12 protein-coding genes are annotated in these 12548 nt (G+C 61.1%); 2 read left to right on the top strand and 10 right to left on the bottom strand.

Annotation, left to right across the window (positions count from 1 at the left end; genetic code table 11):
- Positions 1–6 precede the first annotated feature (6 nt).
- Positions 7–3051 carry a multidrug efflux RND transporter permease subunit gene (locus tag ACSSU5_RS05925; RefSeq protein WP_264311723.1) on the top strand — a complete coding sequence of 1015 codons (3045 nt, stop codon included), beginning with the start codon at positions 7–9 and terminating at the stop codon, positions 3049–3051.
- A 67-nt stretch (positions 3052–3118) separates the two neighbouring features.
- Here ACSSU5_RS05925 and ACSSU5_RS05930 read toward each other — a convergent pair whose 3' ends face one another.
- The 5 genes from ACSSU5_RS05930 to colR all read right to left on the bottom strand — a co-directional run bounded on the left by ACSSU5_RS05930 (position 3119) and on the right by colR (position 6822).
- A complete protein-coding gene (locus ACSSU5_RS05930) occupies positions 3119–3346 on the bottom strand; it encodes a hypothetical protein (protein WP_264311722.1) in 228 nt (75 codons plus the stop codon).
- On the bottom strand, positions 3343–4044 hold the full coding sequence (locus tag ACSSU5_RS05935) for a lipopolysaccharide kinase InaA family protein (protein WP_264311721.1): 702 nt from the start codon (positions 4042–4044) through the stop codon (positions 3343–3345). Before ACSSU5_RS05935 ends, ACSSU5_RS05930 begins: the two co-directional genes overlap by 4 nt.
- Positions 4045–4050: 6 nt before the next feature.
- A complete protein-coding gene (locus tag ACSSU5_RS05940; RefSeq protein WP_264311720.1) occupies positions 4051–4731 on the bottom strand; it encodes a class I SAM-dependent methyltransferase in 681 nt (226 codons plus the stop codon).
- 107 nt (positions 4732–4838) lie between these two features.
- Entirely contained in the window at positions 4839–6149 is a 1311-nt protein-coding gene (locus tag ACSSU5_RS05945; protein WP_264311719.1) for a sensor histidine kinase, read from the bottom strand.
- Entirely contained in the window at positions 6139–6822 is a 684-nt protein-coding gene (colR, locus tag ACSSU5_RS05950; protein WP_003255215.1) for a two-component system response regulator ColR, read from the bottom strand. Before colR ends, ACSSU5_RS05945 begins: the two co-directional genes overlap by 11 nt.
- Before the next feature lie 180 nt (positions 6823–7002).
- On the opposite strand from colR, the gene ACSSU5_RS05955 reads away from it, so the two are divergent.
- A complete protein-coding gene (locus ACSSU5_RS05955) occupies positions 7003–7731 on the top strand; it encodes a phosphatase PAP2 family protein (RefSeq protein WP_492560797.1) in 729 nt (242 codons plus the stop codon).
- A gap of 103 nt (positions 7732–7834) precedes the next feature.
- Here the strand turns inward: ACSSU5_RS05955 and groL are convergent, their stop codons facing one another.
- The 5 genes from groL to ACSSU5_RS05980 form a co-directional block, all read right to left on the bottom strand.
- Positions 7835–9478 (bottom strand): chaperonin GroEL, encoded by a 1644-nt coding sequence (gene groL / locus ACSSU5_RS05960; RefSeq protein ID WP_264311717.1) that lies wholly within the window; start codon positions 9476–9478, stop codon positions 7835–7837.
- Between the two features lie 48 nt (positions 9479–9526).
- Positions 9527–9820 (bottom strand): co-chaperone GroES, encoded by a 294-nt coding sequence (locus tag ACSSU5_RS05965; RefSeq protein WP_012274036.1) that lies wholly within the window; start codon positions 9818–9820, stop codon positions 9527–9529.
- A gap of 248 nt (positions 9821–10068) precedes the next feature.
- Complete coding sequence (locus tag ACSSU5_RS05970) at positions 10069–10533, bottom strand: FxsA family protein (RefSeq protein WP_264311716.1); 465 nt, start codon at positions 10531–10533, stop codon at positions 10069–10071.
- Positions 10534–10598: 65 nt separating this feature from the next.
- Entirely contained in the window at positions 10599–11330 is a 732-nt protein-coding gene (locus ACSSU5_RS05975) for a HugZ family pyridoxamine 5'-phosphate oxidase (protein WP_264311715.1), read from the bottom strand.
- 90 nt (positions 11331–11420) lie between these two features.
- Positions 11421–12431, bottom strand: a complete 1011-nt coding sequence (locus tag ACSSU5_RS05980) for a DUF481 domain-containing protein (RefSeq protein WP_264311714.1) — start codon at positions 12429–12431, stop codon at positions 11421–11423.
- Positions 12432–12548: the final 117 nt, after the last annotated feature.

Here is a 12548-nt window from a genome sequence, read left to right on the forward strand (position 1 = left end):
GCAGGCATGGCGTTCACCGACCCGTTCATCCGTCGCCCGGTCCTGGCCACCGTCGTCAGCCTGCTGATTCTGCTGCTGGGCTTTCAGGCCTGGAGCAAACTGCAGATCCGCCAGTACCCGCAGATGGAAAACGCCCTGATCACGGTGACCACCGCGTACCCTGGCGCCAACGCCGAAACCATCCAGGGTTACATCACCCAGCCGTTGCAGCAGAGCCTGGCAAGCGCCGAAGGCATCGACTACATGACCTCGGTGAGCCGCCAGAACTTCTCGATCATCTCCATCTATGCGCGCATCGGCGCCGACAGCGACCGTTTGTTCACCGAATTGCTGGCCAAGGCCAACGAGGTGCGCAACAAGCTGCCGCAAGATTCCGAAGACCCGGTGCTAAGCAAGGAGGCGGCCGATGCCTCGGCGCTGATGTACATCAGCTTCTACAGCAAGGAGATGAGCAACCCGCAAATCACCGACTACCTGTCACGGGTCATCCAGCCCAAGCTTGCCACCCTGCCGGGCATGGCCGAAGCGGAGATTCTCGGCAACCAGGTGTTTGCCATGCGCATCTGGATCGACCCGGTGAAACTGGCCGGCTACGGCCTCTCGGCAACTGACGTGACCAACGCCGTGCGCCGCTACAACTTCCTCTCTGCCGCCGGTGAGGTGAAGGGCGAGTACGTGGTCACCAGCATCAACGCCAGCACCGAGCTCAAGTCCGCCGAGGCGTTCGCCGCCCTGCCGGTCAAGACCAGCGGCGACAGCCGGGTGCTGTTGGGCGATGTGGCACGGGTGGAGATGGGCGCTGAAAACTACGACACGGTCAGTTCGTTCGACGGCATTCCCTCCGTCTACATCGGCATCAAGGCCACACCGGCCGCCAACCCGCTGGAGGTGATCAAGGAAGTCCGGCGCATCATGCCGGAGCTTGAGAGCCAGCTGCCCTCGGCACTGAAGGTGTCGATTGCCTACGACGCCACGCTGTTTATCCAGGCCTCCATCGACGAGGTAATCAAGACCCTCGGCGAAGCGGTGCTGATTGTCATCGTGGTGGTGTTCCTGTTCCTCGGCGCCTTGCGCTCGGTACTGATTCCGGTGGTGACCATCCCGTTGTCGATGATCGGCGTGCTGTTCTTCATGCAGATGATGGGCTACTCGCTGAACTTGCTGACCCTGCTGGCGATGGTGCTGGCCATCGGCCTGGTGGTGGACGACGCCATTGTCGTGGTGGAGAACATCCACCGGCACATGGAGGAAGGCAAGACGCCTTTCGATGCGGCGCTGGAAGGTGCCCGGGAAATCGCCATGCCGGTGGTGTCGATGACCATCACCCTCGCTGCCGTGTACGCCCCTATCGGCTTCCTTACCGGGCTCACAGGTGCGCTGTTCAAGGAGTTCGCGCTGACCCTGGCCGGTGCGGTGATCATCTCTGGCATCGTCGCCCTGACCCTTTCACCGATGATGTGCGCGCTGCTGCTGCGCCAGGAACAGAACCCCACAGGCCTTGCCCATCGCCTCGACGTGCTGTTCGAGGGCCTCAAGGTGCGCTACCAGCGCCTGCTACACGCCACCCTGGAAAGCCGGCCAGTGGTGCTGGTGTTCGCGGTGATCATCCTGTGCCTGATCCCGGTGCTGCTCAAGTTCACCCAGAACGAGCTGGCGCCCAACGAGGACCAAGGGGTGATCTTCATGATGAGCAGCTCGCCGCAAACAGCCAACCTCGACTACCTCAATGCCTACACCGACCAGTTCACACCCCTGTTCAAAACCTTCCCCGAGTACTACTCGTCGTTTCAGATCAACGGTTTCAACGGTGTGCAGAGCGGCATCGGCGGCTTCTTGCTCAAGCCCTGGAACGCACGCGAGCGTACGCAGATGGAACTGCTCCCGCTGGTGCAGGCCAAGCTCGAAGAAATCGGCGGCCTGCAGATCTTCGGTTTCAACCTGCCGTCGTTGCCCGGCACCGGCGAGGGCCTGCCGTTCCAGTTCGTGATCAATACCGCAGGGGATTATCCGGCGTTGCTGGACGTGGCCCAACGTATCAAGGCACGCGCCCAGGAATCGGGCAAGTTCGCCTTCCTCGACATCGACCTGGCTTTCGACAAACCTGAGGTGGTGGTCGATATCGACCGGGCCAAAGCGGCGCAGATGGGGGTCTCGATGGACGCCCTGGGCGGCACCCTGGCGACCTTGCTGGGCGAGGGGGAAATCAACCGTTTCACCCTGGAGGGCCGCAGCTACAAGGTGATTGCCCAGGTCGAGCGGCCTTACCGCGACAACCCCGGCTGGCTCAACAACTACTACGTGAAGAACGACCAGGGCCAACTGTTGCCGCTGTCCACCCTGATCACCCTCAGCGACCGCGCCCGTCCGCGCCAGCTCAACCAGTTCCAGCAGTTGAACGCGGCGATCATCCAGGGCGTGCCCATGGTCAGCCTTGGCGAGGCCTTGCAGACCGTGCAGGACATCGCCCGTGAAGAGGCCCCGGAAGGCTTCGCCTTCGATTATGCCGGCGTGGCACGCCAGTACGTCCAGGAAGGCAGCGCGCTGTGGGTGACCTTCGGCCTGGCGCTGGCGATCATCTTCCTGGTGCTGGCAGCGCAATTCGAGAGCTTCCGCGACCCACTGGTGATTCTGGTGACGGTGCCGCTGTCGATCTGCGGTGCGCTGTTGCCGCTGTTTCTGGGTATCTCCAGCATGAACATCTATACCCAGGTGGGGCTGGTGACACTGATCGGGCTGATCAGCAAGCACGGCATTCTGATCGTCGAGTTCGCCAACCAGTTGCGCGAAGAGAAAGGCCTGAATGTGCGTGAGGCGATCGAGCAAGCAGCCGCCATTCGCCTGCGGCCGGTGCTGATGACCACGGCGGCGATGGTGTTTGGCATGGTGCCGTTGATCCTGGCGACCGGCGCAGGCGCCGTGAGCCGGTTCGATATCGGTACGGTGATTGCGACCGGGATGTCGATCGGGACGCTGTTTACCTTGTTCGTACTGCCTTGCATCTACACCTTGCTGGCGCACAAGACGGTGGCCAGGGAAACGTCGACTGCCTGAACCAGCCATACAAAAAAGCCAGAGGCCCCGCCATGCAGGGCCTCTGGCTTTTCCACTCAATCAGGGCTCAGCCGAACGGCCGCAACCCCTGACGCATGCCGAACAGGAACAGCAACAGGTCCTGATCCGGCTTGGCCTGTTCTTGCTGCTTTGCCACCCGTGGCAATGCGCACTGGTCCGCCAACTCAGCCTTGCTGAACACCATCGGCTTCGGCTCTTCCCAGGCAGCCACCGCCACGGTGGTCACGGCCAACCCGGCCACCAGGAACAAAGCTCGAGCGATTTCTAGTTTCATTGCCCTAACCCTTTGACAACGCTGCCAAACGCCATCTGGTAAAAGTAGAGCAATGTCTGCCACTCCGCGTCATTGAACGACGAGTGGCGGCGCAACTGACGCAGGTCGTTACCTGCCGCTCGCTGGCAGCTGATGCGCCGCCGGCACTTCTCCAGATCCAGCAGGGCGACTTCGACCCGGGCCTGTTCGCCCTCGCCGATGACCTTGATGAAGACATGCTTGCCATACAGGCAACCGTGCTGCCAATGCCCCAAGTGCATGCGCGCCAGGTTATCGGCCAGGTCCTTGAGCATGCGCTCATGCACCACCTGTGGATAACGCTCGCGGGCACCTTCGGCATGCCAGGTGTCGAGTTCGACAAAGCCATCCAGCGCTTCGCTGACCAGCAGCGCCCGCCATTGATGGTCGGCATCGCGCTCGGCACCACAAAAGACGATGCGCGGTACACGCACACCCAATTGCTCGAAGCTGTTGAGCGCATCGAGTTCACGCAATACGGTCGGCCGGCCAAAGGGGTGGAGCAGGCTGCGGTAGATGTGCCCGACCTGGCGCTTGGCATACAACAGCTTGCCGCTGGCGTCATTGAGGCGCTGCACGCCACTCTCGCCGCCACGCCGCTGGTTGGGTTCCTCAACCCATTCACCCTGCTGGCGCCAGTAAAAATCGAACCGCGACTCCCCATTCTGGGCTACAGCCATCAAACACTACCCCTTGCGCAATACATAGACTCGCCACATGGCATAGAACGGCAGGAAGTCCAAGCGTTCCTGAATTCTGAAACCGGCTGCCTTGAATTCTTCTTCGACCGTGTCTGCTGGTAACACGAAACGGTTCTGGTAATTGTCCTGTTCAGACTTGGCGCTACGGCGCTGCTCGAGCTTTTTCCGTCGCCAGGCTTTGAAGTTGCCATCCACCCACAGCGACAGGATCACACTATCACGGCTAACTCGTTGAAATTCCGAAAGAATAGTCTTTCTGTGGGCGGCTTCGCCAATGTGGTGAAACAATCGCATGCAGAAAATGCTGTCTACCGAATTGTCCGGCAAATCGATGTCGAACGCAGACGTCTGCAAGGGACGTACCCGTGCAACCACCTCTGGCGGTTGCGCGGCACAGGCTGTCTCGATCATCGCCTCGGAGTTGTCAGCACCGATGATCACGCGATTGGGTTTTTCCGCCAGCAGCGGCCAGAAGCGACCGGCACCGCAAGGCAGGTCCAGCACCAGGCCGGGCTCACCGGCCAAGGCCAGGGCGCGACGTGCCAGCTGCTCGTCACGTTTATGGGAAAGGCGTCGGGCCAGGCCATCCTGATGCTTGAGAAAATACTCACGCGCGTGGTCTTTGTCGTATTTCTCGGAAAATTCAAGCTTGATGGGGCTACGCATTGGGCATCTCCTGACTCCAGTGCGCTCACCTTAGGTAACCAAGCGTTGGAATCAGGTCATGCCAATGTGAAAAAAGTGTTAGCTCTTTCGATAGGTATTACAAATCATTACTCGACAAGCGCCGAAGGGTCAGCCTTCTCCACACTTTTGCTGAGGTCCACCTGGAAGCGGCAGCCGTGCGGCAAGGTCGATGTCAGGGTGACACGCCACCCCTGATCGTCACAGATACGCTGCACCAGCGACAGCCCCAGGCCCAGCCCTTCGCCGCGCCGCTCGTCACCGCGCACGAACGGTTTGAACATCGCCTCGCGCTGCTCCTCGGGGATGCCCACACCACTGTCCTCAACACTGAACCCATTCGCTTCAAGGCTCAGGCGAATGTAACCGCTGTCGGTGTAGTGCGCGGCATTGCGCAGCAGGTTGCCCATCACCGATTGCAGGAAGGTGGCGTTGTACAGCACCGGGCTTGCGCTGACGCGCCCATCGAAATAAAGGGTCAGCCCCTTCTGCTCGATGGTATCGCGCCAGACGCCGGTGAGTTCGTCGGCAACCTCGCGCAAGGTCGCCTGCGAGGCCACCGCACCCTCGTCGCGCTGGGCACGGGCGAGCATCAGGAAGGTCTTGACCAGCTCGCGCATTTCTTCAGTAGCCCGAGCAACACGCTCGACCTGGCTACGCGCACGCGGGTCCAGGGTCTGGTTTTCCATCAGCAGCTCGCACGAGGTGGCCAGCACCATCAACGGGGTGCGCAGTTCGTGGCTGACGTCGCTGGTGAACAACCGCTCACGGGTCAAGGCATCGCGCAGGCGGCCCAGGGTATCGTCGAAGGCTACCGCCAACTGGCCCACTTCGTCCGCCGCGTAATCGGGTGCCAACGGCGGTGCCAGGCCGAGCAACTGGTCGCGATGGCGTACCTGACGCGCCAGGCGGATCACCGGTGCCATCACCCTGCGCGCCACCAGCCAGCCAAGGATGACGGCCAGTACCAGGCTGAGCACAAAGCCCACGACGACAACCGCGAACAGCACGCGCTCGCGCTCTTCGAAATCGCTCTGGTCCTGCAGCAGCACGTAACGGCGACCGTCAACGATCTCGACCATCGCGTGGTACGACAGCTGGTCGCGAAACACTTCATGGAAACCGCTGTTGAGATGGCGCAAGTCTTTGGGCAACTCGAAATCGTCACGCCCACCACTGAAGTAGAACAGCTGGTCAGGGCGCGGCCGATGGCTCCAGTCGCTCACGCTGTCCATGCGCAGCAGGCGTTGCAGATCGCCGCCCAGCACCGTGGAAATCAGCCGCTCTTCAACCAGGTGCACGGTGGCGACAATGCCGAAGGCGAAGGCGCCGGCGACCAGCGCGCTCATCAACGCAAAGGCGATGATGATGCGCTGGGCAAGGCTTTGCTTAAACTCCATCGCGGCCCTCGGCGAGGCGATAGCCGACGCCATGGACGGTATGCAGCAGCGGTTTTTCGAACGGTTTGTCGATCACCTGGCGCAGCTGGTGCACATGGCTGCGCAGGCTGTCGCTGTCAGGGCAGTCGTCGCCCCACAGGGCCTCTTCCAGTACCTCGCGACGCAGTACGTGCGGGCTTTTCTGCATCAGCACGGCAAGCAGCTTGAGGCCGACCGGGTTGAGCTTGAGCAGGCGCCCCTGACGCGTGACCTCCAGGGTATCGAGGTCGTAGCTCAGGTCGGCGACCTGCAAGGTGCGACGGCCACCGCCCTGGGCGCGGCGCAGCACCGCTTCGATACGGGCGGCCAGCTCTGACAGTGCAAAAGGTTTGAGCAGGTAATCGTCGGCCCCGGAGCGGAAGCCTTGCAGGCGGTCGTCCAGTTGATCGCGAGCGGTCAGCATGATCACCGGAGTGTCACGCCGAGCGTCTTCGCGCAGGCGTTTGCACAAGGTATAGCCATCGATGCCGGGCAACATGATGTCGAGCACGATCAGGTCGTAATGCTCGGTGGCGGCCAGGTGCAAGCCCGACAGGCCGTCCTGGGCGCAATCGACGGTGTAGCCTTTCATGCCCAGGTAATCGGCCAGGTTGGCAAGGATATCGCGGTTGTCTTCAACCAATAGAATGCGCATCGGGGTCTCCTTGTGCGGCGCTTCGCTGTGGTGCGCGGCAGGCGCAGCTTAAGGCCAATGCCTGCACTGTGCCACCCCCAGGCGAAATTCGCCGGAGTTGACAGTTTTTTCACTGATCCTTCACGGACACAGGATAGCGGCCACTCGATAATGCCCGATCTTTTTTCCCCTGGAGTCGCCATGCACGCACGTACCCGCCCTCGGCCGATCAATCTCTGGCTGTACCTGGGCATCCCGCTGGTGACGGCAGTGGCCTTGATCCTGTTAGAGCTGACATCGGTCGACATGGACGTGGCCAACCTGTTCTTCGACCCGGCCGCCGGGCAATTCATCGGGCGTCACAGCTACTTGCTGGAGAACGTACTGCATGACGGGGTCAAGCAGGTGGTGATCCTGTTGGGGCTGTTGGCACTGCTGACATTTGCCCTGAGCTTCTTCTGGGCGCGCTTGTTCGGCTGGCGCCGAGAACTGGGCTGCCTGGTGCTGGCGCTGAGTGTGTCCACGGCATTCGTCACACCGCTGAAAAAGGTCACCCAGGTGCAGTGCCCCTGGAGCCTGAGCCAGTTCGGTGGCAAGGAAACCTACAGCAAACTTCTGGAGGCACGCCCTGCCACCGACAAGCCTGGCCTGTGCTGGCCGGGGGGGCATGCCGCGACCGGTTTCTGCCTGTTCGCCTTGTTCTTCGCACTGCGCGACCGGCGCCCGCGGCTGGCCAGGGTGGCGCTGGTGGTGGCGGTGATAGCCGGTTCGGTGCTGTCGGTCGGGCGGATGATGCAGGGCGCGCACTTCTTGTCGCACAACGTGTGGACGGCGGTGTTCTGCTGGTTGATCGGGTTGGGATCGTATTATCTGGTTCTGTATCGGCGAGGGCGGGTTGGAGCGCCGGCCGTTGAGGGCAGTGTTGCCTGACCGAGGGGCCGCTTTGCGGCCCCAATGATCGGCACCGAAGCACAAAAAAAGCCCCGGTTCTCACGAACCGGGGCTTTTTGATGGTGCAGGGGGTAAGGCTGGCTTACATCATGCCGCCCATGCCACCCATGCCGCCCATGTCTGGCATGCCGCCGCCAGCTGGAGCATCGCTCGGGGCATCAGCAATCATGGCTTCGGTGGTGATCATCAGACCGCCAATCGAAGCAGCAGCTTGCAGGGCCGAACGGGTGACCTTGGCTGGGTCCAGGATGCCCATCTCGATCATGTCGCCGTACTCACCGGTAGCAGCGTTGTAACCGAAGTTGCCCGAACCCTGCTTGACCTTGTCGGCCACAACGCTTGGCTCGTCGCCGGCGTTGGCAGTGATCTGACGCAGCGGCGATTCAACGGCGCGACGCAGCAGCGCGATACCGACGTTCTGGTCTTCGTTGTCGCCTTTGAGGTCAACGATAGCGTTCAGAGCACGCACCAGGGCAACACCACCGCCAGGCACCACGCCTTCTTCAACGGCTGCACGGGTAGCGTGCAGGGCGTCTTCAACGCGGGCTTTTTTCTCTTTCATTTCGACTTCGGTGCCAGCACCGACCTTGATCACGGCAACACCGCCAGCCAGTTTGGCCAGACGCTCTTGCAGCTTCTCACGGTCGTAGTCCGAGGAAGTCTCTTCGATCTGGGCACGGATCTGCTTGACGCGTGCCTGGATGTCGTCTTCAACGCCAGCACCGTCGATGATGGTGGTGTTTTCCTTGGACAGGATGACGCGCTTGGCGTTACCCAGGTGCTCCAGGGTAGCGGTTTCCAGGGACAGGCCGATTTCTTCGGAGATGACCTGGCCGCCGGTCAGGACAGCGATGTCCTGCAGCATGGCCTTGCGGCGGTCGCCGAAGCCTGGTGCCTTGACCGCAGCAACCTTGACGATACCGCGCATGTTGTTGACTACCAGGGTAGCCAGCGCTTCGCCTTCGACGTCTTCTGCAACGATCAGCAGTGGGCGGCCGGACTTGGCAACAGCTTCCAGTACTGGCAGCAGTTCGCGGATGTTGGAGATCTTCTTGTCGACCAGCAGCAGCAGCGGGCCATCCAGCTCGGCAACCATGGTGTCCGGCTTGTTGACGAAGTAAGGCGACAGGTAACCACGGTCGAACTGCATGCCTTCAACGACAGACAGTTCGTTTTCCAGGCCCGAGCCTTCTTCAACGGTGATCACGCCTTCTTTACCGACTTTTTCCATGGCTTCGGCGATGATTTCACCGATGGAAGTGTCGGAGTTGGCAGAGATGGTGCCAACCTGGGCAATGGCTTTCGAGTCCGAGCATGGCTTGGACAGGTTTTTCAGCTCGGCAACGACAGCGGCGGTGGCCTTGTCGATACCGCGCTTGAGGTCCATTGGGTTCATGCCGGCAGCGACGGCTTTCAGGCCTTCGTTGACGATGGCTTGAGCCAGAACGGTAGCGGTGGTGGTGCCGTCACCGGCTGCATCGTTGGCCTTGGAAGCGACTTCCTTGACCAGCTGGGCGCCCATGTTTTCGAAGGCGTCTTTCAGCTCGATTTCTTTGGCAACGGAAACGCCGTCCTTGGTGATGGTCGGTGCGCCGAAGCTCTTGGCCAGGACCACGTTGCGGCCTTTCGGGCCGAGGGTCGCTTTTACCGCGTCAGCCAGAACGTTGACGCCAACCAGCATTTTTTTACGGGCGGAATCGCCGAATTTTACGTCTTTAGCAGCCATGATCGTTTAATCCTTGAAATTCTTTGGAATAACGGGAAATCGGGGAAATCAGCCTTCGATAACGGCGAGAATCTCGTTCTCGGCCATTACCAGCAGGTCTTCGCCGTCGACTTTCACGGTGTTGCTGCCCGAGTAAGGGCCGAAAACCACTTTGTCACCCACTTTCACGGCCAGCGCGCGTACTTCGCCATTTTCCAGGATGCGACCGGTGCCGACGGCGACAACTTCGCCGCGGTTTGGTTTTTCAGCGGCCGAACCCGGCAGGACGATACCGCCAGCGGTTTTCGATTCTTCTTCGCTGCGACGGATGACTACGCGGTCATGCAGAGGACGAAGCTTCATTGTCGATCTCTCCCAAATTGTGGTTTTCATCGGCCGGTATCGACACCGGCGGGTTGATGCGGTCCGGCGTTGCCGGGGGTGGCCCGCGCGGGGCGAACCACCTGAGTTATGTCTGGTGTCGCCACCAGAAACCTTGCGGTGACCCATACATGAGGCCGCCATATGCAATTACAAGGCTTGATACGGAAATTTTTTCATTAGCGGATGAACCTGAGACAGAGCCGGGGCCGCAAAGCGGCCCCGGATTGTTACTTGTCGCGACGCTCGTACTCGCCCTCGATCACATTTGGCCGGTGGCCGGCATCACGAGGTGGCTGCGCCTGAAACGGATCGTCCTGAAACGCCCGCTGGCGCATGGCCTGCTCCTCGGCACGCTGGCGCATCTTGCGCGCGGCCAGGTGACGGGTGAACGGCAACAGGCAGATCAGGCCCAGCACATCGCTGATGAAACCCGGCAACAGCAGCAAGCCGCCACCCACCGCCAGCATCATCCCCTGGAACATGTCCTCAGCGGGCAGTTCGCCGCGCTGCAGGCTTTCACGGGCACGCAGTGCGGTGGCCAGCCCGGCCACCCGCATTACCAGCACACCCAGAGCGGAGCCAGCGATGATCAGCAGCAGCGCCGGGAAAAACCCGATGGCCGCACTGACCTTGACGAAGACAAACAGCTCCAGCACAGGAAAAAGCAGAAACAACAGTAGAAAAGCACGCATCAAAGATTCCTCGACGGAAGAGCACCTTCCAATAAGACCTCAGATGGATGCGCGTGCTCCCAATTTCAACCCTCGACTTCAGCAGCAACCGGCCACTGGTCGGCACGCGCCAGCAATACCAGGGCTTCGCGTACTTGTGTCGGCGTATTGCACGGGCTCGGGAATGGCAGCCAATGCACCGCCTGACCAATGCGCAAGTGCATGCCTTCGCTGTCGATACCGACCATTTGCGCAGGCACAGTGCCTGGCAGGTCGGTCAGTTCGACGTAGTGGGCGATGGCATTGGCGTGATCGCTGTTCATGTGCTCGATCATGCTGGCCTCGGCCTTGCCCGCGAACGGGTTGGCCAAGGTCACATGGTCAAGCCAGTGGATGGCGCCAAAGCCGCCGATGTAGCGGTGGCGCACCGGCTGCAGCACCCAGAAGTCGAAGTCGTGGGCTTTGTGGTAGTCGGCAGCGTCGGGGAAGTACCGGTAGTAGCGCTCGGCCGCAGCTTCGATGGCGGCGTCATCCACCACCTTGTGCGCTTCGGCCATCACCGTGAGGCGGCCGACCGCCTGCACATCCTCTGCTTCGCGTTCACCGACCAACAGCGAGCACTTGGGGTCTTTTTGCAGGTTGTGGGTGTGTTGGGCGATGCGGCTGATGAGGATCAGCGGGTTGCCCTGCGCATCCAGGCAATACGGCACGACCGAGCCAAACGGGAAACCGGGCATGGACTTGGAATGGGTCGAGAGCACGCCGCGGTATTCCTTGAGCAGCAGTTCCCGGGCGGGGCGGATGGCTTTGGTACTCACGAAAGGCGCTCCTGGCAGCGGACTGAATGGGTGACAAGATAAGCATAATCACCCGCCGCTGCCACCGGTGGCTTCACCCTTGCGCCTACGTTACCAGGTCACGCCAAAGCCTGCGGTATAGCGGGTCTTGTCCAGGTCACTGTCACGTGTGCCGCTGATGATGTCCTTCTCCGCCTTGAGGTTGAGCGAGGCCCATTCAGTGACTTTGTAGCGCAGGCCTACCTCGGCATCCAGCGAGTAGTCGGCCACGTTGCCCAGCGGCTTGGCGAGTTCGCCATTGGTGAACAACTGCACGTTCTTGCCGATCAGGTAGCGGGTGTAGTCCCACTTGACCGCTGCAGAATAGAAGTTGTCCTTGGCGCCATCCTGGTATTCGAAGTCGGTACGGTTGACCAGCGAACCCAGCGAGAACGCGCCCAGTTCGTCGTCCCAGAACTGGTAGCCCGGGCCGGTACCCACAGTACGCTGGCGTGCCAGGTCTTCGATGCGGTCGCGCTTGTACTCCATGCGCCCCTGCCAGAACCATTTCTCGGTGATGAAGCGGTCCAGCGCGTACTCGGCGCTCCAGTTGTCGGTGGTGGTGACGTCGTCCTTGGTCTCGCGGTTGTATTCGCCCTCGGCGTTGTGCCGCCAGCGGCCGTGACGGGCGGTGGTCTTGAAGCTGACGTCGTAGTCGTCGGTGTCATTCTCGGCACGCTTGTAGTCCAGGGCGACATCGACGTTGCCTTTCCAGACCAGGTCCTCGACCACAGGCTTGGGCTTCATGATCTGCTCGATGCTGGCCAGGTCGACGGTCTTGGGCGCCTCGCCATTGGCCAGGGTGACCTTGCCGGCTTCGGCGGCCTTCAGCGACTTGGCCCGCTCGCCGCTGTAGGCGTCCTGCTTGACCAGCATTTCCTGGTCGCTTTCCAGGGTTTGGACTTCTTTCCAGTCCAGCGCGATAGACCCGCCATAAGGGGTCTCCAGCAGCAGTTTGCCGCCGTCGAAGACTTTGATCTTGCCACTGAGGCGGTCACCGTTTTTCATCCACACGGTGTCGGCAAACGCGGGCGCGGCGCACAGGGAAGCAGCTAGCAGGCACAACAACGATCTAGAATACATAAGCGGACTATGGGTTCGATTCGACGAAAAAAGCCGGGCATTATCCAGATACCGACAACCAGAGCAAGGAAAGACCGAGCGCATGCCGTTGAGTTCAACTCTCATTTACCCCTTCCG

It is taken from the genome of Pseudomonas sp. E1MeOHC2 (assembly GCF_058745025.1).